Source organism: Pseudomonas sp. Irchel s3f19, from assembly GCF_900187555.1.
Classification (GTDB): Bacteria; Pseudomonadota; Gammaproteobacteria; order Pseudomonadales; family Pseudomonadaceae; genus Aquipseudomonas; species Aquipseudomonas capeferrum.
Genome location: NZ_FYDW01000001.1, coordinates 31683 through 53719, shown reverse-complemented (window position 1 = coordinate 53719; position 22037 = coordinate 31683). Strand labels below are relative to the sequence as shown.

The window sequence follows — 22037 nt, the reverse complement described above, 5'->3', positions numbered from 1 at the left end:
GCTGCTAAAAGGGTAGGTGCGGGTTTGCTTGAGGCGGGGTGATCAATGGTCGGCGACAGGGTCGTCCTGCGAGAGTATGGCCCGGGCCAGTTCTTCATCATTGGCCTGCAGGCCGGGATGGTCCTTGCGCGCCTGTTCCAGCGCCGACTCCACATAGGCGCCGCGGATCGCACCACCGCTGGCGACGAATGCAGACAGCTCGTCACGGGCCGGGATGATCCGTTTGTCGTCCTTGAAGGTCGAATACAACGAAGCGGAAACACCGGCCGAGGTGGCCACGTCGCCCGCGTCGACGCGGGCCAAGGCAGCACCGGCAGGCAGCAGGAGCAGCAGCGCGGGGGCGAGGAATAGGTGGCGCATAGCGTATTCTCCAGTAGCGTGAAGCCCAAGGAAATAAACCACTCAGTGTTTAAGAGCGCCTCAACGTGCGAGTAGTTCAATTCCTGGGTTGCCGCCGCATGGCGCCACCAAGCGCCGCTTACGCCAATTGGTAAGTGGTCTTCACCCGGGTAAAAAACTGCCGCGCATGGGTCCCTTGCTCCCGCGAGCCCAGGCTCGAAGCGCCGTTGCCGCCAAACGGCACGTGATAATCCACCCCCGCCGTGGGCAGGTTGACCATCACCATCCCCGCTGAACTGTGCCGTTTGAAATGCTCGGCGTGGCGCAGCGAAGTGGTCACGATCCCGGCTGAAAGGCCAAATGCAGTGTCCTCGGCAGCCGCAAACGCCGCGTCGTAATCACTCACCTTGAGCACACTCAGCACCGGCCCGAAGATCTCCTCGCGGTAGATGCGCATCTGCGGCGTGACCTCGGTGAACAGGGCGGGGGTGAACAGGTAGGCCCCGGCCTGGTTGTCGATACGCTCCCCACCACACACCAGCTTCGCGCCCTGCTCAAGGCCAGAGGCCACGTACGACAGGTTCTGCTCCAACTGCCGGCTATCGACCACGGGGCCGATGTCGGTAGCCGCTTGCAACGCATCGCCCACCTTCAGCGCGCGGGTGCGCTCCGCCAGGCGCGCCACGAAGGCGTCATGAATACCTTCGGTGACGATGACCCGAGAACTGGCCGTGCAGCGCTGGCCGGTGCTGTAGAACGAGCCGTTCAGTGCCACCTCCACTGCCTGTTCAAGGTCCGCATCGTCCAGCACGATCAACGGGTTTTTGCCCCCCATCTCCAGCTGCACTTTCTTCATGCCTTCGGCGGCCAGCCTGGCGATCTGCCGGCCGGTGTGCTCGGAACCTGTGAAGCTGATGCCATCAACCAGCGGCGAGCGGATCAGGGTGTCGCCCACGCTGCGCCCTGGCCCGATCAGCAGGTTGAACACCCCGGCGGGCAAGTTGGCCCGCGAGATGATCTCGGCCAGCGCCCAGGCCGAGGAGGGCACCCGTTCGGCCGGCTTGAACACCACGCAGTTACCGAAACACAGCGCCGGGGCGATCTTCCACGCCGGGATGGCGATCGGGAAGTTCCACGGGGCGATGATGGCGACCACGCCCAGTGGCTGGGTGAACACATCGATGCCCACGTCCTGGCGCACCGATGGGTACTTTTCGCCTTCGGCGCGCAGGGCTTCCTGGGCGTAGAACTTGAACGAACGGCCGGCCCGGTCGACTTCGCCCAGTGCCTCACGCAGCACCTTGCCCTCCTCGCGGGCCAGCAGCGTGGCCAGTTCTTCGCGGCGGGCAAGTATTTCTGTGCCAATGAAGTCCAGTGCGTCGGCGCGTTGCTGCGGGTTGCTGCGGGCCCAGGCGGGCGCGGCGCGGCGGGCAGCCAGCAGGGCCCGCTCGGTCAGCGCCTGGTCGGCCCGCACGAAACGCTCGATCACCTCGCTGGGGTTGGACGGGTTGCGGTTTTCCAGCACATTATTGCTGCTGTCCAGCGCGACGAAGGCGCCATCGACATAGTTGCTCTTGGTGACCAGGGTCATGCGCTTCGGATCCTTTTTGCGTTGGCTTGGCGGGCGACGAAAGCGCTGATGTTGTCCACGGCGCTGTCCATCAACTGCTGCATGGCATCTTCACTGCTCCAGGCGATGTGCGGGTTGAGCAAGAAGTCGTCGCGGTCGATCAGCTGGAACAGCGGGTTGCTCGGGTGCAGCGGCTCCTGCTCGACCACATCCAGTGCCACGCCGCCCAGGCGGCCTGCCTGCAGCGCCTGGATCAGCGCAGCCTCATTGACCACGCCGCCACGGCCGGTATTGACCACCACGGCATCGGGCTTCATCAGCGCCAACTGCGCGGCATCGATCAGGTTGTAGGTGGCCGGCGTCAGTGGGCAGTTGATCGACAGCACGTCGCAGCTGCGCAGCAATTCGGCCAGCGGCCGGCAGTCCGGGCCCTGGCGCTTGCCGCCGCGGTCTTCGAACAGCACCTGCATGCCGAAGGCTCGCGCCAGGTGCGCCAGGCGCAGGGCGATCGGGCCGCTGCCGATGATCGCCAACTGCTTGTCGCGCACATCGCGGATGCGGTGGTTGAAGTAGATGTTCTGGTACGGTTTTTCGCCGGCATGCACCTGGCGCATCAGCCGGGTGAACGCGGCCGGGCGACGGAACAGTTCGAGGATCATCGCCAGGCTGTGCTCGGCCACGGTGTTGGCGGCATAGCCCGGCACGCTGGCGACCTCGATGCCATGGGCGTCGCAGTAATCGACGTCGACGATATCGCGGCCAGTGAGGGCAAGCGAGATCATCTTCAGCTTCGGCAACTGGCGCAGGTGTTCCTCACGCAGCGGCACGCTGCAGGTGAAGGCGATGGTCGCGTCCTGCAGGTGGTCGAGCATCTGCTCGGGGCAGGTGTAGGCAAACTGCTGCCAGGTGTGCGCGCAGTCGGGGCGCTTGAGGCGGGTGGAGGGCGCCAGGCCCTCGTCGTCGAGCAGTACGATATGTTCGCTCACGGTCCGTTCCTTACTTTTTCTGGGCTGGCACGTAGCCGGCCGGGGCCATGGCCACCAGGCGGCGGGTGACGAAACCGGCATCCTGATCATGGTCTTCGAGGGTTTCCTTGCGAACCAGGGCGTCACGCACCAAGTGCGCGCCGAAGAAGCGCAACGGCTCTGGCGGCAACATTTTCATCTTCTGGTTGACCAGGCCACAGTTGGCCCATTCGTCATTGGCGTGCTCGACCAGCGACTTGATGATGCGGCTGGCAAACACGGTGGTCGCCACGCCGTTGCCGGAAAAACCAATGCCGTAGCTGATGTTCTGGTGGTGGTCGAGGTAGCCGAAGTTCGGCAAGCCCTTCATGGCCCGGTCGATGGGGCCGGTCCAGCTGCTGACCACTGGCACATCTTGCAGTTGTGGGTACAGGCGGCGCAGTTCGGCTGCGACCTTGTCGGCCGCTGGCGAGGGTTTTTCATACAGGTTGCCAATGCGCCCGGCGTAGGCGAACTGGCCCAGTGGCTTGCCGAACACCACGCGCCCGTCGGGGGTGTTGCGCCAGTAGTTGAGTACGGTGCGCGAGTCGGTCATGCATTCGCCGCCACTGAAGCCGATGGCATCGAGCTTGGCCTTGACCGGTGCCGTCGCCACCATGTCGCTGGACATGATCGCGATCATCCGGCGCAGCTCCGGGAACTGCGCGCCCCAGGCGTTGAGTGCCAGTACCACCTGTTTGGCTTTTACCTGGCCCTTGGCGGTGTGCACCACGGGGCTGGCGCCGCGCTGCAGGTGGGTGAACGGTGACTTCTCGAATATCTGCACGCCCAGCTTCAGCGCCACTCGGCGCAGGCCACGGGCGAGCATGGCGGGCTGCACGGTGGCGGCGTTGGGGTCGTAGATGCCGCCCAGCACCAGCGGCGAGCCGACCCGCCCGCGAATGGTCTGGCGGTCCAGTTCCTGGAAGGGGTTGACGTCGAGCTTCTGCAGGCCGTCGGTCAGCACTCGCCACGAATTCATCTGGCGCGGGTTGGTGGCAGTCCACAGCCAGCCGTCCTTGCGGTACTGGGCCTCGATGCCGTGTTCCTGGCAGAAGCTGCCGATTTCGTCGATGGCCGACTCGGCGGCCTCGCAGATGCGCCTGGCTTCGGCGTCGCCGCAGATGGTGCGCACCGACAGGTACTTGCCCCACCAGTTGGTGGCAACGCCGCCGTTGCGTCCGCTGGCACCCGAGCCACAGCGGTCACGCTCGACGATGACAATGGTCTGTTCTGGGTGGGCCTGCTTCAGGCGGATAGCCGACCACAGCCCAAGGAAGCCGCCGCCGACGATACACACGTCGGCTTGAATCGAGTCCTGCAGGGCAGGGGCGAGGTCGTTGTCCAGGTCCAGCGCCTGGGCATACCAGAATCCACGGTACATGAGGGGTGCCTCTGAGCATGTTTGTCTTGTGCATACATGATGCTCAGCGCGGCCAGGGGGCGATATTACAGTCATGACAATTGATAGGAAGTAGGCGTTCGCTCAGCGAGGGACTGGCACCCTTGTCAGAGTAAGGAAGAGCGAGGCCTTGGTGGGGCATCTCGGCAGTCAACCGTAGCGTCCTGCCTTGTCTGAGATCTTCTATTTATAGTGCTGAATATGATAGGGCGGACGCCGGTGTACGCTTAGAATGGCATTCACTTCGGATGTGATGAGAGCAGCGTCCATGGTCGCCGAACAATACCTACAACAACCGCAGGCCGCCGAAACCGTCTCGCAGATCAAGCCTGAACTGCGGGTCGGTTTCCTCCTTCTCAATCAGTTCACCTTGGTGCCCGTCGCCGGGCTGGTCGACTCGCTGCGCTTCGCCGCCGACAAGTCGTTCCGCAGCCAGCAGGTGTACTGCCAATGGGACTGGATGACCCTCGACGACCAACCGATCACCGCCAGCTGTGGCATGCCCATTTCGCCAACCAAGCCGCTGAACTTGTTTGCCCAGTACGACTACATCGTGCTGGCGGGCGGGCTGTTGAGCGAAACGCGCAACCCGCCAGGCTGGCTGCTCGATGCGCTGCGTGAGGTGCATGCCGCGAACATCCCGATCATTGCCCTGTGTTCGGCGTCGTTCGTGCTGGGCAAGGCAGGCCTGCTCGATGGCCGGCGTTGCGCGTTGCATTTCACCTTGCGCGACGAGTTCAAGGAGCGCTTCCCGCTGTCCACCGCAGTGATCGACAAGAGCTATGTGGATGACCGTGGCATCATCACTTGCCCGGGCGGCACGGCGATCGACCTGGCGGCCAACCTGATCCGCAGGCATTGCGGTGCGGTGCGGGCGCAGAAAGGGCTGGAGTACCTGCTGGTGGACGAGCGCGCCGACCAGCAAGAAGGCCAGGCCGCCAGTGATTCGGTGTACCAGAACGACCGCGTGCAGCGCGCCATTGCCTTCATGCGCGCCAACCTGGATGCATCGATGACGCTCAAGGCCGTGGCCGAGGCGGTGGGCACCCACCCTCGCCAGTTGCACCGCGAGTTCGTCGCCAACACCCAGGAACCACCGGCCAACTATTGGCGCAAGCTGCGCCTGGACCATGCGCGGCGGTTGCTGGTGAATACCAGCCAGAACATCACCACCATTGCCCTGGCGTGCGGGTTTTCCGATGCGTCGCACTTCATCTTGTGGTTCCGCAAGCAGTATGGCGAGACGCCGTACAGCTTCCGCAAGCGGCGCCACGAGGTGGAGCGGTTCGATTGGCATGGGGACAAGGTAGGGCTGGACCCGGAGTTGTAGGGTGTTGCTCAAGCTTTTTTGGGGCCGCAAACGGCCCCAAAATCTCAGTCAGATGCACTGTCAAAACCAGCCAAACGCCTGAGTCTCGATCCCAACTGTCTCACGCCTAGAACAACACGTAAGTCTTGCGCAGGGTCTCGTGGATGTCCCACACGCCTTCGCAGTTCTCCGGGAACAATACCGCGTCGCCCGCCCGCAGCTCGACCGGCTCGCCGCCGTCGGGGGTAAAGGTGCAACTGCCGCTGACGATGTGGCTGAACTCACGGTTTTTCAGGTAGCGGCGGAACACCCCCGGGCTGCTTTCCCAGACGCCGATGCTGGCGCCGACCGCTTCATCGGTCTGCTCCTGCGCCGTGGCGGCCTGGGCAATCGGTTCGCCGATCGGCAGGCGGGCAGGGGCGGGTGCGCCCAAGGGCGAAGCAGCGGCATTGCGTACAACGGTAAGTACTTGAGTCATGGAAGGGCTCCTTCAGGCTTTACGAGCGACAGTTTTGTGGGATGGTGACGGTGCAGCGCTGGTGCTGCCCAGCGCGGCGGCCTGTTGCAGGTCGAGCTTGCTGGTCTCTGGCGCCAGCCACCACGAGATCAGTGCACCGAACAGCGAGATCAAGGCGGCGGCGAACATGGTGTTGGCAATGCCGTAGGACACCAGCGAGATCGGCACCAGGTAGGTACCCACGGCCGCGCCAACACGCGATAGCGAAGTGGCCAGGCCCACGGCGGAGGCGCGGATTTCGGTGGGGAACAGTTCGTTGGGGTAGACGTATTCCAGCACCTGAGCACCGCCAATCAGCACCGCGTAGGCACCAAACAGCACCAGCACGGTGGTGGGTGATGCATCGGGGAACAGGCCCAGCAGCAACAGCGACATGCCCGACCAAAGGAAGCTGTGGATCAGCATCTTGCGCCGCCCCAGGCGGTTGATCAGTTTGGTGGCCACCAGGCAGCCCAGGGTGAACAGCAAGGTGATGGCGATCGAGCCATAGGCCGCCCAGTCACCGGTGAGTTTCAGCGCCTGCAGCACCTTCGGGGCGAACGCGTAGATGGCGAACAGCGGCACGATGGCGCACGTCCAGAACAGCGTGACGAAGGCCATGCGCTTGCCGTAGCCGGAGTGGAACAGCGACCACACCGATACGGGTTTGTCGCTGACTTGCTCCGGCAGGTCGGCGATGGAGTAGTCCGGGCCATAAACCCGCTTGATCACTGCATCCGCCTCGGCAATGCGGCCTTTGCTCAGCAGCCAGCGTGGTGATTCCGGCGTGCCGCTACGGGCAATCAGGAACAAGGCACCCGGCACCAGCGCACTGGCCAGTACCCAGCGCCAGCCATCATCGCCGCCGACCCGCAGCAACAGCTCGCCGACCATGTAGGCAGTGGCGGCCCCGGCGAACCACATCAGCACCATCGCGGCCAGCAGCGGCCCGCGTTGCTTGCGTGGCAGGAACTCGGCCAGCAGCGAGGTGGCGATGGGGTAGTCGGCGCCCACCGCGATACCGATCAACAGCCGCCAGGCAAACAGCGCCCAGGCCGACTCCACCCAGAACTGCGCCACCGAAAACCCGACAATGGCGATCAGGTCGACCAGGTACAGCACCTTGCGCCCGTACTTGTCGGTAAACCACCCCCCCAGGAACCCGCCAAGGAACACCCCGATCAGCGCCGAGGCAGCAATCAGCCCCTCCCAGAAGGCGGACAGTTGCAGGGCATTGGTGATCTGCAGCATGTCCACGCCGATGATGCTCAGCACATAGCCGTCGAGGAACGGCCCGCCAGCGGAATAGACCGTCAGCTTGCGGTGGAACGCATTGAGTGGCGCATCTTCGACGGAGCGTTTCGATACGGACATTGGACTTACCTCTTGTTGTTATTCGACGCAGTAGCGCCGCCGCACTATCGCACCGGGCCGCAGAGGTTCCATATAACGGTTGGGACGGGTCATGGCATGCCCTTGCCGGGTGGCTTGGCACCTGCCGTAACGGAACTTATTGAATTTCGTTGGCGCGCAGGATGGCGGCCACGCCTGTGCGGGTGTCCAGCTCAGTGGTGACGGGGTAGGGTGCGGGTGGCAATGCCGCTGCCTATGGGCGCTATACAGACTCGGGGGTCCACAGATGTGGGAGCGGCCTTGCGCCGCGAAGCGCCGCGCGGGCGGCGCTCGATCTCACAGGCGCCAGAAAAATCAGGCCATGCACTTCAAGACCAGCGCCCGATCCTCAATCCCTGACCAACTCCCGCAACGCCGCCCTGGCCTCCGGCGTGCGCAAGCACTCGATAAACAACTGGCTCTCCCGCTCCACAGTCGCCTCCAGCGCCTCACGCAGCCCATCCTTGAGCAGGCGCTTGCTGACCCGCAACGCTTCCTGCGGATAACCCTGCAGGCGCCGCGCCAGTTGCCGTGCAGCCGCCAGGCACTGCTCGCCATCGTCATGCAGCTCATTGGCCAACCCCCAGGCCACCGCCTGCTCGCCATCGAGCAGCTCGTTGGCCATCAGCAAGCGGGCGGCGCGGGCATGCCCGAGCATACGCGGCAGCAACAGGCTGGAACCAAACTCCGGGCATACCCCCAGCGGCGCAAAGGGCATGCGCAGCTTCACCGAACGGCTGACCAGTACCTGGTCGCAATGCAGCAGCAGGGTGGCACCGATGCCGATCGCCGCGCCACTGACCGCAGCGATCAGCGGCTTTTCCAGGCCCATGACAATGCGCATCAGGCGGAACACCGGGCTGTCCCTGTCGCTGGGCGGGTTGTCGAGGAAATCGCGTAGGTCGTTGCCGGCGCTGAAGCAGTGCGCGCCGCCGGTGATGAGGATCGCCTCCACCTGCGGGTCTTCACCCGTCGCCAGCAGCAGGTCGCCAAACTGGCGGTACATGGCGATGTTCAGGGCATTGAGCTTGTCGGGGCGGTTGAAGGTCAGGGTCAGCAGGCCCTGGTCCAGTTCGCGTGTGATCAGGTCGTTCATGGCAGCCGCTTTTGTTGTTGTGGGTGAGCCCGGCAACAGGGTAACCGCCGGGCAGTGGCCATCAGGGTTTATCATGGCGTTCGGCTTGTTGTACAGTCGTTCAGCCCCGTCAACCGCCCGAGAACCGCCGATGAGCCAGGAAGCCCGCTACCACCGCATGCTGCCGCAATTGCGCAAGGCCAACCTGGTCGAAGCGACCTTGGTCTGCCTCAAACGCCATGGTTTCCAGGGGGCCTCGATCCGCAAGATTTCCGCCGAGGCCGGGGTGTCGGTGGGGCTGATCAGCCACCATTACGCCGGCAAGGACGAACTGGTGGCCGAAGCCTACATGGCGGTCACCGGGCGGGTCATGGGCCTGTTGCGCGAAGCCATGGCCCAGGCCGCGCCCACGGCCCGCGAGCGGCTGTCGGCGTTCTTCCGCGCCTCGTTCTGCGCCGAACTGCTCGACCCGCAGCTGCTCGATGCCTGGCTGGCGTTCTGGGGCGCCGTCAAGACCGCCGAGGCGATCAACCAGGTGCATGAACACTCGTATGGCGAATACCGCAACGAGCTGAGCCGGCTGCTTGCCACGCTGGCCGTGGAAGAGGGCTGGCAGGGCTTTGACGCCGACCTGGCGGCGATCAGCCTGAGCGCCTTGCTCGATGGCCTGTGGCTCGAATCGGGCCTGAACCCCGGCACCTTCACCCCGGCCCAGGGTGTGCAGATCTGCGAGGCCTGGGTCGATGGCTTGCAGGCCGGTGGGCGGCAACGCTTCCGCCTGCCCGAGGGCTGTTGATCGCCCGTTCAGTAACGAGTACGCTGCTGTCGCGAGTGTGTAGACCAAACCAATAAAAAAAGAGACGACACGCAATGACGCCTCGGGTATTGATCGTCGATGACGATCCGCTTATTCGTGACTTGCTGCAGGCCTATCTGTCCCAGGAAGGCTACGACGTGCACTGTGCCGACACCGCCGAAAAGGCCGAGGCGCTGCTTGGCAGCCACGACGTCGACCTGGTGCTGCTGGACATCCGCTTGCCCGGCAAGGACGGCCTGACCCTTACCCGCGAGCTGCGGGTGCGCTCGGAGGTCGGCATCATCCTCATCACCGGGCGCAACGACGACATCGACCGCATCGTCGGCCTGGAGTGCGGCGCCGACGACTACATCATGAAACCGCTCAACCCCCGTGAGCTGGTTTCGCGCGCCAAAAACCTGATTCGCCGCGTGCGCCATGCCCGCGAGGTGCACCCAACCCCCGCCTGCGCACAATCGCTGAAGCAGTTTGCCGACTGGGCGCTGGACACTGACCGCCGGCGCCTGATCGACCCCCGTGGCGGGCAAACCTTGCTGACCCACGGCGAGTTCCAGTTGCTCAGCGTGTTCCTGCGCAACAGTGGCCATACCTTGAGCCGCGACCAGCTGATGGACCAGATTCGCAACCGTGAGTGGATGCCCAACGACCGTTCCATCGACGTGCTGGTCGGCCGCCTGCGCCGCAAGCTGCACGACGACCCGGCCGAGCCGCAGTTGATCATCACCATCCATGGCACCGGTTACCTGTTCACTGCCAGCGTGCCGGCGTGAACACCCTTGGCAGCCTGCTCGCCCTGGCCTTGCTGCTGCCAGGCGTGCAGGCCGCAGCGGCCGAGCCGGTGCGCTACTGCGACTACCCGGTATACCCGCCGATTTCCTGGAGCGACGGCCACCAGGTGCGCGGCCTGGCGCCAACGGTGGTTCGTGAGTTGTTCGCGCGGATGGGCCGAGACGTGCAGACCATGGTGCTGGGCAACTGGAAGCGTTGCCTGATGGACGTTGCCGCCGGGCGGGTGGATGTGGTGCTGGCCTACGACAGCGACCAACGTGACCAAGGCATGCGGTTTTCTTCGGTGCCGGTGATCCGTGAGGAAGTGGCGGTGTTTTACAACCGCCGTCGACCCGTGCAGTTCGAGCACCTGGAAGACCTGGCCCGGTACCGTGGCGGGTTGCTCTACGGTGAAAGCTATGGCGCCGAATTCGACCGTTTCGTCGCCCGTCACCAGAACATCGAGCGGGTCTCGTCCAGCCAGCAGAACTTCGGCAAGCTGATCCGTGGGCGCATCGACTTCGTGATTCAGGAGCGGCGCACCGGGGAGCTGTTCATCGAGCACCTGCCCGGCGCCGAAGACATCCGCGCCTTGCCCGCCGCCCTGAGCGTGGACTACCTGCGCGTTGCGGTGTCGCGGCAATCACCGTTGAGCAAGCACATGGACGAGATCGACCGTCAACTGCAGCGCATGCGCGAAGCCGGCGAGATCGACCGTTGGCTGGAGCAGAGCGAAGTGACCTACCGCGACATGATCGACCTGCCGGCGGACGCGCGATGATCCGCCTGCGCACCGATGGCCTGCTGCGGCGCCTGCTGCTGTTCATCCTGCTGTTCAGCCTGTGCTTCACCGTGCTGGCCAGCTCTGTGCAGTTGTACTTCGAATACCGCCGTGAGATGCGCGATATCGAAGCGCGCATGGCGTTGATCCGCGCCGGTTACCTGGCAAGCCTCGAGCGCAGCCTGTGGGACCTCGACGAAGCGCAACTGGATGTGCAGTTGCGTGGCCTGGTGGACTTTTCCGATGTGGCCCGGGTACGCCTGGTCAGCGATGACTTCACCCTGTTGCGCGGTGATGCCGAGCCCAAGGGGCCCCTGCGCATCGAGCGCTTCCCCCTGGATTACCAGCCGCCCTCGGGGCCCGCGCGGCACCTTGGCGAACTGGAGGTCAGCATCGACCTGGGCGCGGTGCACCGGCGGCTGTATGCCACAGGCCTGGCCAGCCTGCTGTGGATGGGCGTTTTCCTATGTGGCCTGGCCGTCGCGCTGTCGGGGTTGTTCTACCGCCTGGTGACGCGCCATTTGCAAGTGATGGCCGAGTTTGCCCGGCGCATCGGTGCCGGGCATTGGCAGCAGCCGCTGCGCCTGGACCGGCGCCGCTCGGCGCGCCCGGACGAAATCGACACCGTGGCCCATGCGCTGGACGATATGCGCCGGGCCATCCTCAGCGACATCGAGCGCCGCGAGCTCGACCGCCTGGCGCTGCAGGGCAAGCGCGATGAGCTGCAGGCCATGGTCGAGCGGCGCACGGCGAGCCTGGCCCGGGCCAAGGACGAGGCTGAAGCCGCCAACCTGGCAAAGTCGCGCTTTCTGGCGACCATGAGCCATGAGTTGCGCACGCCGCTCAACGGCATTCTGGGCATGGCCGAACTGCTGCGTGGGGCCCGGCTCGACGCTACCGACCGGCAACGCCTGGAGGCCCTGTACAAGGCCGGCGAGGGGCTGCTGGCCATTCTTGACGAGGTGCTTTGCTTTGCCCGCCTGGAAGAGGGTGAAAGCCACGCCGAAACGCTGGTTTTCTCGCTGCGCCAGCTGTGCGGGGAGGTGCTGGCATTGCTCGAACCCATGGCCCTGGAGCGCGGCGATACGCTGCACGTGGCGATCGACGGGCAGCTGGCCGAGCACCAGCACGGCGCCGAGCAGTACCTGCGCCAGGTGCTGAGCAACCTGCTGGCCAACGCCATCAAGTTCACCGAGCACGGCCAGGTCACGCTGAGGGTGCAGGTGCTGGCCAGCGATGAACGCGGGCAGCGGCTGCGGGTGTCGGTCAGTGACAATGGCATCGGCATCGAACCGGCCATGCAGGCGAAGATCTTCGACCGCTTCATCCAGGCCAGCGAAGCCGTGGCCCGGCGTTACGGGGGCACCGGCCTGGGCCTGGCGATCTGCAAGCACCTGGTGCAAAAGCTGGGCGGGTGCATAGGCCTGGACAGCGTGCCAGGGCAGGGCAGTTGCTTCTGGTTCGAGCTCGACATGGCGCGTGGGCAGCCTGCCGTCGCCCGTGAGCACGCTCACGTAGCCTCGGCCAGCCTGGATATCCTGGTGGTCGAGGACGTGGCGCTGAACCGCGAGGTGGTGGGCGGCTTGCTGGCCCGCGATGGCCACCGGGTGTGCTTTGCCGAGGACGCCGAGCAAGCCCTGCAAGCCTGTGCCCAGCGGCGGTTCGGCCTGATCCTGCTGGACGTGCACTTGCCCGGCATGAACGGGGTGGAGTTGTGCCGGCGTATCCGCGCCACCCCAGGGCCAAACCGTGACAGCCGCATCCTGGCGCTGACCGCCGGGGTGCAGCCAGCGCAGGTGCCCGGTTACCTGGCCGCCGGCATGCAGGGGGTACTGGCCAAGCCGCTGCGGCTGGGCCAGCTGCGCCAGGCCCTGGCCGAGGCGGCGCCTGCCGAGCTGGCTGCGCCTGCCGATGGCTTGGGCATGGACTGGTCGCTGCTGCAAACCCACCGCAGCTTGCTCGGTGAGCAGAAGCTTCAGGACCTGCTGGCGGTGTTGCGCCAGTCGCTCGAGCAACACGCTACCGCGTTGGCCGATGCCCTGCAGGCCATGGACTGCACAGAGGTGTTGCACCTTGCGCACCGCCTGGCGGGCAGTTGCGATTCCCTGGGTTTTGCCGGCCTGGCTGCGCTGTTGCGCCGCCTTGAGGCGGCAGCGCAGCGTCACGACGCGCAGGCGCTGCTGGCGCTCGGCGAGCCGCTGACAGCCCAGCTGGAACAGGCCCGCACGACCCTGCAACAGCTGACCCAGCGCTGACGTACAAAAAACTTACGACTTTTTACATCTTCGAGCGGTTCGTACAACGGCACCTTACATCCGTTTCCAATAATCGATGGCAACCGTGTTGCACGCGGTCCATGAGGCTTATTGGAGATAACAATAATGACATGCCGTAGCGCTCAGCCCCTCCTTGAACCAACGCTTGTAAGCGGCGCGCCCGCGTTGCCACGCACCCCCAGCAACGGGGGGATGCGCCATGACTGACACTCACGAAGGCAAGATCCAGCTCACCCGCGCGCTGAAAAGCCGGCACATCTTCATGCTGTCGCTGGGCGGTGTGATCGGCACCGGTCTGTTCATGGGCTCGGGCGTGACCATCAACCAGGGCGGGCCGATGGGCGCGATCCTGGCCTATCTGGTGGCGGGGCTGTTGATGTACCTGGTGATGGTCTGCCTGGGCGAGCTGTCGGTGCAGATGCCGGTCTCCGGTTCGTTCCAGGCTCACGCCACCAAGTTTATCGGCCCGGCCACCGGCTTCATGATCGGCTGGGTGTACTGGATGAGCTGGGCCACCACCGTGGGCCTGGAGTTCACCGCTGCAGGCATGTTGATGACCCGCTGGTTCCCCGAGGTGCCGATCTGGTACTGGTCGGCGTTGTTCGTGGTCGTGCTGTTCGGCCTCAATGCCTTGGCCACCCGGGCCTTTGGCGAGGCGGAGTACTGGTTCTCGGGGATCAAGGTGGCGACCATCCTCGGCTTCATCGTGATCGGCCTGCTGGTGATCTTTGGCGCCATCCCGCTGAACAGCGGGGCGCCGGCGCCGATGCTGAACAACCTGATGGGCGAGTCGGTGTTCCCCCACGGGCTGTCGGCGGTGTTCGCGGTGATGATGACCGTGGTGTATGCCTTCCAGGGCTGCGAAATCATGGGCGTGGCGGCCGGCGAGACCGAGCACCCGGAAAAGAGCATCCCCCGCGCCGTGCGCAACGTGGTGTTCCGCGTGCTGATCTTCTACGTGCTGGCGATTGCCGTGCTGTCAGCCATCGTGCCCTACGAGCAGGCCGGCTTGATGGAAAGCCCGTTCGTGCAGGTATTCGACATGGTCGGCATTCCTTATGCGGCCGACCTGATGAACTTCGTCATCCTCACCGCCATCCTGTCGGTGGGCAACTCCGGGCTGTATGCCTCCACACGCATTCTCTGGGCGATGTCGAAGACGGGCATGGCGCCCAGAAGCCTGTCGCCGTTGAGCAAACGCGGGGTGCCGCTGCGTGCCCTGAGCATCACCCTGTGCTTTGCCCTGGTGTCGCTGATGACCAGCTTCATCGCCGCCGACACCTTGTTCATGGTGCTGATGGCGGTGAGTGGCATGTCTGGCACGGTGACCTGGATCGTCATCGCCCTGGCGCAGTACCGGTTCCGCAAGGCGTTTCTGCGCGATGGTGGGCAGCTGCAGGACCTCAAGTACAAGGCGCCGCTGTATCCGCTGGTGCCGCTGCTGTGCATCACCTTGTGCTGCTCGCTGTTCGTGTTCCTAGCCATGGATGAGACCCAGCGGCCGTCGTTGTATTGGGGCTTTGGCTTCATTGCCCTGTGCTATGCGGCGTATTTCGTGGTGAACCGTCGGCGCCAGGGGGCCTTGGCGCCGAGTGTGGGGTAGGGCTTGGGTCTGCCGGGGCCGCTCCTCCAACAGAACGCGGTCGTCTGTAGGAGCGGCCTCGCGCCGCGAAAGGGCTGCAAAGCAGCCCCCCGCTATCTCACAGCTCACCGCAAAAACCCGAGTTGTGCAAAGTTGTAACAACCCACTCCACCTTGTTGAACACTCGTTTAGTATCAGCTCGTCAAGCCCTCCACCCCTAACAACAATACCGAGAGGCCCCCCATGACTACCCCGTCATCGTCGCTGTTGAGCAAGGTCGAAGCCGGCGTTGCCTGGATCACCCTCAACCGCCCCGAACAGCGCAACGCGCTGGACATCCCCACCCTCAAGCAACTGCATGCCCTGCTGGACACCTGCAACAGCGACCCGGCTGTACGCGTGGTGGTGCTGACCGGCAGCGGGCGCAGCTTCTGCGCTGGTGCCGACCTTGCCGAGTGGGCCGAAGCCGAAGCCCGGGGCGCGCTGGAAAGCTACGGCTGGACCGAGACCGCCCACGCCCTGATGCTGCGCCTGCACACCCTCGACAAACCCACCCTCGCCGCCATCAATGGCACCGCCGTCGGCGGCGGCATGGACCTGAGCCTGTGCTGCGACCTGCGCATCGCCGCCGCCTCGGCCCGTTTCAAGGCCGGTTACACCAGCATGGCCTACAGCCCCGACGCCGGCGCCAGCTGGCACCTGCCGCGGCTGATCGGCAGCGAGCAAGCCAAACGGCTGTTGTTCCTCGATGAACTGTGGGGCGCCGACCGCGCGTTGGCGGCGGGGCTGGTGAGCGAGGTCTGCGCCGACGAGCAATTGCCTGCAGTGGCTGCCGAACTGGCCGGCCGCCTGGCCAACGGCCCGACCTTCGCCTACGCGCAGACCAAGCGGCTGATCCGCGAGGGCGCGCAACGCACCCTGGCCGAGCAGCTCGAGGCCGAGCGCCAGGCCGGCTTGCTGTGCGGGCGTAGCCAGGACGGCGCCGAGGCGCTCAAGGCCTCGGTGCAACGCCGCCCGCCACACTTCGTTGGCCAATAACCCGTTCCCCCTCCAGGACCTTCGCAGATGAATTTCCAACTGACCCAAGAACAAGAAATGTTGGTGGAAGCGGTACGCAGCTTCGTGGCCAAGGAACTGCTGCCCCATGAAGAGGCGGTGGACCGCGCCGACGCCGTGTCGCCGGAGCTTGCCGCGCAGATCCGCGGCAAGGCCATCGCCGCCGGGTTCTACGCCTTCAACATGCCCGAGGAAGTCGGCGGCGGTGGCCTCGACTACCTGTCCCAGGCACTGATCGAGCGCGAGTTGTCCAAGGTTTCCTGGGCACTGCACGTGTTCGTCGCGCGCCCCTCGAAAATTCTCATGGCCTGCAAGGACCAACAGATCACCGATTACCTGCTGCCGTGCGTGCAGGGTGAAAAGACCGATTGCTTCGCCCTGACCGAACCCGGCGCCGGCTCTGACGCCAACGCCATCAAGACCCGTGCCGTACGCCAGGGCGACGACTACGTGATCAACGGCAGCAAGCACTTCATCAGCCACGCCGGCCATGCCGACTTCGCCATCGTCTTCGCGGTCACCGACACCTACGAGCACAACGGGCGCAAGCGCAATGCGGTCACCGCCTTGCTGGTCGACCGGGATACCCCCGGCATGACCATTCGCCGCGGGCCCAAGTGCGTGAGCAACCGGGGTTATCACACCTACGAGCTGTTCTTCGACGACTGCCGGGTACCGGCCAGCAAGGTGCTGGGCGAGGTCGGCAAGGGCTGGGAAGTGGCCAACGCCTGGCTTACCGCCGGCCGCGTGATGGTCGCCGCCAACTGCGTCGGCCAAGCCCAGCGCGCACTCGACGCCTCCCTGCAGTGGGCTGCCGACCGCAAGCAGTTTGGCCAACCCATCGGCAGCTACCAGGGCGTGTCGTTCAAGCTGGCCGACATGGCCACGCAGATCCGCGCCGCCGAACTGCTCACCCTGCACACCGCCTGGAAGATGGACCAAGGCAACATGACCGATGGCGAAGCGGGCATGGCCAAATTGTTCGCCAGCGAAGTGTTGGGCAAGGTCGCCGACGAAGCCGTGCAGATTTTTGGCGGCATGGGCCTGATGGACGAAGGGCCGGTCGAACGCATCTGGCGCAACGCCCGCATCGAGCGGATCTGGGAGGGCACCTCGGAAATCCAGCGGCACATCATTGCCCGCGAACTGCTGCGCCCGTTGCTGCGTTGATCGCCCTGGAGAATCAGCATGTCGCATTCGATTCGTGACAACCTCAAGCGCCTGCTGGCGCCACGGCACTTGGCCTTCGTGGGCGGGCGCAGCATGGCCCGGGCCCTCAAGCGCTGTGCCGAAGGTGGCTTTGCCGGCCCGCTGTGGCTGGTCAACCCGCAGCACGCCAGCCTTGAGGGCATCCCCTGTGTAGCGCAGGTGGCGGACTTACCCTGCGCGCCTGACGCGGTGTTCATCGCCACCAACCGTGAGCTGACCCTGCACTGCGTCGAGGCGCTGGCCGCCCTCGGTGCCGGGGGTGCCATCTGCTATGCCTCGGGCTTTGCCGAGAGCGGCGAGCAAGGCCACCTGCTGCAGCAGCGCTTGCTGTCGGCGGCCGGCAACATGGCCTTGCTCGGCCCCAACTGCTATGGCCTGCTCGACTACCTGCACGGTGCCGCCCTGTGGCCGGTGGCCCATGGTGGCAAGCAGGTAGAGAAGGGCGTGGCGATCCTCACCCAAAGCGGCAACTTCGCCTACAACCTGTCCATGAGCGACCGTTCGTTGCCGGTGGCTTACATGGCGTCGGTCGGCAACCAGGCGCAGTTGGGCGTGGCCGAGCTGATGGACGTGCTGCTCGACGACCCACGGGTGACCGCCATCGGCTTGCACCTCGAGGGCCTGAAAAACGTGCCCGGCTTTGCTCGCGCTGCGTACAAGGCGCTGCAGCAGGGCACGCCGATCATTGCCCTGAAGACCGGCGTGTCGCAGATCGGTGCGGAACTGGCGCTCAGCCACACCAGCTCGCTGTCTGGCTCCGATGCCCTGTATGACAGCCTGTTCCAGCGCCTGGGCGTGATTCGCGTGAGTGGCCCGGTGAGCTTCGTCGAGACGCTCAAGGCCGCCGCTTGTGGCCGCCTGCCTGGCGATGGCCGGCTGCTCGCGCTGGCCTGTTCGGGCGGTGACGCCGGTTTGATCGCCGACTACGCCGAGTGCAACCAGCTGAGCCTGCCCAGCCTGGAGCAGGGGCAGGTCGCCGCGCTGGCCCACGTGCTGCCGGCCTACGCCAACCTGGTCAACCCGCTGGATTTCACCACCGCGATCTGGGGTGATGAAGCGGCCCTGCAACGCATGCTCGACAGCACCCTGTGCGGCGCGGCGGATGCGGCCATGCTGGTGCTCGACTACCCGGCGCAGTTCACCGGCGAGCGCAAGGAATGCGACCTGTTGCTGGCGCTGTACTGCGATGCGCTGGAGCGCCACGGCAAGATCGGCTTCGTCACCTCGGCGTTTCCCGAGCTGTTGCCGGCAGCCGCCCGTGAACGCCTGCATGCGCGCGGCATCGCTGCGCTGCAAGGGGTTGAAGATGGCTTGGCGGCGTGGGGGCGGATCGTGGCGTATCAACGCAGCCGCCAGCGCCTGCTGGAGCAGGGCGAGGCGGCGCAGGTACCGCTGAGCCCACAGCCCCTCGAAGGCGCTGGCCGGCTGCTGGATGAATGGCAGTCCAAACAAGCCCTGAGCGCCTTTGGTCTGCCGGTGCCGGCCGGGGTGCTGAGTACCCCTGAACGCGCGCTGGACGATGCTGCCGGGGTGGGCTACCCACTGGTGCTCAAGGCTGTCAGTGCGCAGTTGCCGCACAAGACCGAAGCCGGTGCGGTTGCGCTGAACCTGCGTGATGCAGCGGCGCTACAGGCCGCCCTGGTGCAGATGCGCGAGCGCATCGGCGCCTATGCGCCAGGCGTGCCGTTCGACCAGATACTGCTCGAACCCATGGCGCCGCCGCCGTTGGCCGAGCTGATCGTCGGTATCAAGCGTGAAAACGATTTCGCCCTGGCCTTGGTAATCGGCGCTGGCGGCGTGCTGGTGGAGTTGCTCAAGGACAGCGTCAGCCTGTTGCTGCCGACCACCGACAGCGCCATCCGCGCCGCGCTGCTGGGCCTGCGCAGCGCCAGCCTGTTGCAAGGTTTCCGTGGCCGCCCGGCGGCCGACCTGCAGGCACTGGTGGCGGCGATCCGCGCCGTGGCCGACTACGCCTGTGAAAACGCCGGGCAATTGCTGGAACTGGATGTGAACCCATTGATGGTCGGTGCCCACGGCACCACCGCGGTCGATGCGCTGATCCGCCTCGGCCAGCCGCAAGGAGATCAACATGCATGAGCGCCCGATGACTGCCGGCCAGGCGCTGGTACGGCTGCTGGCCAACTACGGGGTGGATACTGTGTTTGGTATCCCTGGGGTGCATACCCTGGAGCTGTACCGCGGCTTGCCCGGCAGTGGCATCCGCCATGTGCTGACCCGGCATGAGCAGGGCGCCGGCTTCATGGCAGATGGTTATGCCCGGGTCAGTGGCAGGCCGGGGGTGTGCTTTGTCATCACCGGCCCAGGCGTGACCAATGCCGCCACCGCCATTGGCCAGGCCTATGCCGACTCGATCCCGCTGCTGGTGATTTCCAGCGTCAACCACACGGCCAGCCTGGGCAAAGGCTGGGGCTGCCTGCATGAAACCCAGGACCAGCGCGCCATGACTGCGCCGATCACGGCGTTTTCCGCCGTGGCGCTGGGCGCCGACGACCTGCCCGAACTGATTGCCCGTGCCTGGGCGGTATTCGATAGCGAACGCCCGCGCCCGGTGCACATCTCGGTGCCGCTGGACGTGCTGGCCGCGCCCGTTGCCCGCGACTGGAGCGACGAGGTGGTGCGCCGGCCAGGGCGGGGCCAGCCCGACCAGGCCACGCTGGGCCAGGCCGCGCTGAAGCTGGCCGCAGCCAAACGGCCAATGATCATCGCTGGCGGCGGCGCGTTGCACGCTGCCGAACAACTTCAGCAACTGAGCACGCGCCTGGCCGCGCCGCTGTTCACCAGCGTCGCCGGCAAGGGCCTGCAGCCTCCCGAGGCGCCGCTCAATGCCGGTTCGAGCCTGTGCGTGGCGCCAGGCTGGCAACTGATCAGCGAAGCCGATGTGGTGCTGGCGGTGGGCACCGAAATGGCCGACACCGACTTCTGGCGCGAGCGCCTGCCGGTCAATGGCGAGTTGCTGCGGGTGGACATCGACCCACGCAAGTTCAACGACTTCTACCCTTGCGCCGTGGCCCTGCACGGTGATGCGCGGCAGACCCTCGACGGCTTGCTGGCGTCCTTGCCCGAGGGCGATCGCGACCCTCGTCAGGCTATCGCAACGGTGGCCGCCCTGCGCCAGGCCATCCGTGACGGGCATGCGCCGTTGCAGGCCATTCACCAGGCCATCCTCGATCGCATCGAAGCGGTGCTGCCGGATGACGCCTTCATCAGTAGCGACATGACCCAACTGGCCTACACCGGTAACTACGCCTTTGCCAGCCGGGCGCCGCGCAGCTGGCTGCACCCCACCGGTTACGGCACCCTCGGCTACGGCCTGCCGGCAGGTATCGGCGGCATGTTCGCCACTGACCACCGCCCCGGCCTGGTGCTGGTCGGCGACGGCGGTTTCCTCTATACCGCCCAGGAGCTGGCCACCGCCGTCGAGGAACTGGACCGGCCGCTGGTGGTGCTGCTGTGGAACAACGATGCCCTCGGGCAGATCCGTGACGACATGCTTGGCCTGGACATCGAGCCGGTTGGCGTGCTGCCGCGCAACCCCGACTTCATCGGCCTGGCCCGCGCATTTGGCTGCGCAGTGCGCCAGCCGCGCGACCTGGATGCCTTGCAGGCAGACCTGGCCTGCGGCTTCGCCACGCCAGGCGTGACCTTTATCGAACTCAAACATACCTGCGTCTGCTGACAGCGGCGCATTACCCATGACAAGAGAAACCCCCATGCCATTTCGCCGCACGCTTCTGGCTGCTTCCCTGGCCCTGCTGATCACCGGCCAGGCCCCGCTGTATGCCGCACCACCGCTGTCGATGGACAACGGCAGCAACGCCCTGACCGTGCAAAACAGCAATGCCTGGGTCGAGGTCAGCGCAAGCGCCCTGCAACACAACATCCGCACCCTGCAAGCGGAGCTGGGTGGCAAGTCCAAGCTGTGCGCCGTGCTCAAGGCCGATGCCTACGGCCACGGCATCGGCTTGGTGATGCCCTCGGTCATTGCCCTTGGCGTGCCCTGCGTGGCGGTGGCCAGCAACGAGGAAGCCCGCGTGGTGAGGGCCAGCGGCTTTACCGGGCAACTGGTGCGGGTGCGCCTGGCCAGCCTGAGCGAGCTGGAAGATGCCTTGCAATACGACATGGAAGAACTGGTCGGCAGCGCCGAATTTGCCCGCCAGGCTGACGCCATCGCCGAGCGCCATGGCAAGACCTTGCGTATTCACCTGGCGCTCAATTCCAGCGGCATGAGCCGCAACGGGGTAGAGATGGCCAGTTGGAGCGGGCGCGGTGAAGCGCTGCAGATCACCGACCAGAAGCACCTGAAGCTGGTGGCATTGATGACCCACTTCGCTGTGGAAGACAAGGACGATGTACGCAAGGGCCTGGCAGCGTTCAACCAGCAGGCCGACTGGCTGATCAAGCATGCCAAGCTCGACCGCAGCCAGCTGACCCTGCACGCGGCCAACTCCTTCGCCACCCTGGAGGTGCCCGAGGCGCGCCTGGACATGGTCCGCACCGGCGGTGCGCTGTTCGGCGATACCGTGCCGGCGCGCACCGAGTACCAGCGCGCCATGCAGTTCAAGTCGCGGGTGGCCGCCGTGCACAGCTACCCGGCCGGCAATACTGTCGGCTATGACCGCACCTTCACCTTGGCGCGTGACGCGCGCCTGGCCAATATCACCGTCGGCTACTCTGACGGCTACCGCCGTGTATTCACCAACAAGGGCCATGTGCTGATCAACGGCCACCGCGTGCCGGTGGTGGGCAAGGTGTCGATGAACACCTTGATGGTCGATGTCACCGACTTCCCCGACGTCAAGAACGGCAACGAGGTGGTGCTGTTCGGCAAGCAGGCCGGGGGTGAGATCACCCAGGGCGAAATGGAAGACATCAACGGTGCATTGCTGGCTGACCTGTACACCGTGTGGGGCAGCTCAAACCCGAAGATTCTCGTCGACTGA

At 65.4% G+C, this 22037-nt stretch carries 18 protein-coding genes; 11 read left to right on the top strand and 7 right to left on the bottom strand.

Annotation, left to right across the window (positions count from 1 at the left end; genetic code table 11):
• Positions 1–42 precede the first annotated feature (42 nt).
• From CKW22_RS00230 to CKW22_RS00215, 4 genes are all read right to left on the bottom strand, one after another.
• Complete coding sequence (locus tag CKW22_RS00230; RefSeq protein WP_012271811.1) at positions 43–360, bottom strand: DUF2388 domain-containing protein; 318 nt, start codon at positions 358–360, stop codon at positions 43–45.
• Between the two features lie 118 nt (positions 361–478).
• On the bottom strand, positions 479–1930 hold the full coding sequence (locus CKW22_RS00225; protein WP_095063591.1) for an aldehyde dehydrogenase family protein: 1452 nt from the start codon (positions 1928–1930) through the stop codon (positions 479–481).
• Positions 1927–2895 (bottom strand): NAD(P)-dependent oxidoreductase, encoded by a 969-nt coding sequence (locus CKW22_RS00220; protein ID WP_047580973.1) that lies wholly within the window; start codon positions 2893–2895, stop codon positions 1927–1929. The genes CKW22_RS00225 and CKW22_RS00220 overlap by 4 nt, the downstream gene beginning before the upstream one ends.
• 10 nt (positions 2896–2905) lie before the next feature.
• A complete protein-coding gene (locus tag CKW22_RS00215; protein WP_033698788.1) occupies positions 2906–4297 on the bottom strand; it encodes an FAD-binding oxidoreductase in 1392 nt (463 codons plus the stop codon).
• A gap of 286 nt (positions 4298–4583) precedes the next feature.
• On the opposite strand from CKW22_RS00215, the gene CKW22_RS00210 reads away from it, so the two are divergent.
• The gene (locus CKW22_RS00210) at positions 4584–5645 is read left to right on the top strand and encodes a GlxA family transcriptional regulator (protein ID WP_033698786.1); all 1062 of its coding nucleotides are present in this window, start codon (positions 4584–4586) and stop codon (positions 5643–5645) included.
• 106 nt (positions 5646–5751) lie between these two features.
• Here the strand turns inward: CKW22_RS00210 and CKW22_RS00205 are convergent, their stop codons facing one another.
• The 3 genes from CKW22_RS00205 to CKW22_RS00195 all read right to left on the bottom strand — a co-directional run bounded on the left by CKW22_RS00205 (position 5752) and on the right by CKW22_RS00195 (position 8608).
• Entirely contained in the window at positions 5752–6102 is a 351-nt protein-coding gene (locus tag CKW22_RS00205; protein ID WP_033698785.1) for a cupin domain-containing protein, read from the bottom strand.
• Between the two features lie 12 nt (positions 6103–6114).
• Positions 6115–7494 carry an MFS transporter gene (locus CKW22_RS00200; RefSeq protein WP_095063590.1) on the bottom strand — a complete coding sequence of 460 codons (1380 nt, stop codon included), beginning with the start codon at positions 7492–7494 and terminating at the stop codon, positions 6115–6117.
• Positions 7495–7861: 367 nt separating this feature from the next.
• On the bottom strand, positions 7862–8608 hold the full coding sequence (locus CKW22_RS00195) for an enoyl-CoA hydratase (RefSeq protein ID WP_047580971.1): 747 nt from the start codon (positions 8606–8608) through the stop codon (positions 7862–7864).
• Positions 8609–8738: 130 nt separating this feature from the next.
• Here CKW22_RS00195 and CKW22_RS00190 point away from each other — a divergent pair, with 130 nt between their 5' ends.
• The 10 genes from CKW22_RS00190 (at position 8739) to alr (ending at position 22037) form a co-directional block, all read left to right on the top strand.
• On the top strand, positions 8739–9383 hold the full coding sequence (locus CKW22_RS00190; protein ID WP_033698782.1) for a TetR family transcriptional regulator C-terminal domain-containing protein: 645 nt from the start codon (positions 8739–8741) through the stop codon (positions 9381–9383).
• Positions 9384–9457: 74 nt separating this feature from the next.
• A complete protein-coding gene (locus tag CKW22_RS00185) occupies positions 9458–10174 on the top strand; it encodes a response regulator (protein WP_095063589.1) in 717 nt (238 codons plus the stop codon).
• Positions 10171–10953, top strand: a complete 783-nt coding sequence (locus CKW22_RS00180) for an ABC transporter substrate-binding protein (RefSeq protein WP_095063588.1) — start codon at positions 10171–10173, stop codon at positions 10951–10953. The genes CKW22_RS00185 and CKW22_RS00180 overlap by 4 nt, the downstream gene beginning before the upstream one ends.
• On the top strand, positions 10950–13208 hold the full coding sequence (locus CKW22_RS00175) for an ATP-binding protein (RefSeq protein WP_095063587.1): 2259 nt from the start codon (positions 10950–10952) through the stop codon (positions 13206–13208). Before CKW22_RS00180 ends, CKW22_RS00175 begins: the two co-directional genes overlap by 4 nt.
• Positions 13209–13428: 220 nt before the next feature.
• Positions 13429–14832, top strand: coding sequence for an amino acid permease (locus CKW22_RS00170; protein WP_047580965.1), 1404 nt, complete (start codon positions 13429–13431; stop codon positions 14830–14832).
• 222 nt (positions 14833–15054) lie between these two features.
• A complete protein-coding gene (locus tag CKW22_RS00165; RefSeq protein WP_033698775.1) occupies positions 15055–15849 on the top strand; it encodes an enoyl-CoA hydratase/isomerase family protein in 795 nt (264 codons plus the stop codon).
• Between the two features lie 27 nt (positions 15850–15876).
• A complete protein-coding gene (locus tag CKW22_RS00160; RefSeq protein ID WP_047580963.1) occupies positions 15877–17037 on the top strand; it encodes an acyl-CoA dehydrogenase family protein in 1161 nt (386 codons plus the stop codon).
• Between the two features lie 18 nt (positions 17038–17055).
• Positions 17056–19173 carry an acetate--CoA ligase family protein gene (locus tag CKW22_RS00155; protein ID WP_047580960.1) on the top strand — a complete coding sequence of 706 codons (2118 nt, stop codon included), beginning with the start codon at positions 17056–17058 and terminating at the stop codon, positions 19171–19173.
• Positions 19166–20773: a 5-guanidino-2-oxopentanoate decarboxylase gene (locus tag CKW22_RS00150; RefSeq protein WP_095063586.1), complete on the top strand. Its 1608-nt coding sequence runs from the start codon at positions 19166–19168 to the stop codon at positions 20771–20773. Before CKW22_RS00155 ends, CKW22_RS00150 begins: the two co-directional genes overlap by 8 nt.
• Positions 20774–20807: 34 nt before the next feature.
• Positions 20808–22037: an alanine racemase gene (alr, locus tag CKW22_RS00145; RefSeq protein WP_033698770.1), complete on the top strand. Its 1230-nt coding sequence runs from the start codon at positions 20808–20810 to the stop codon at positions 22035–22037.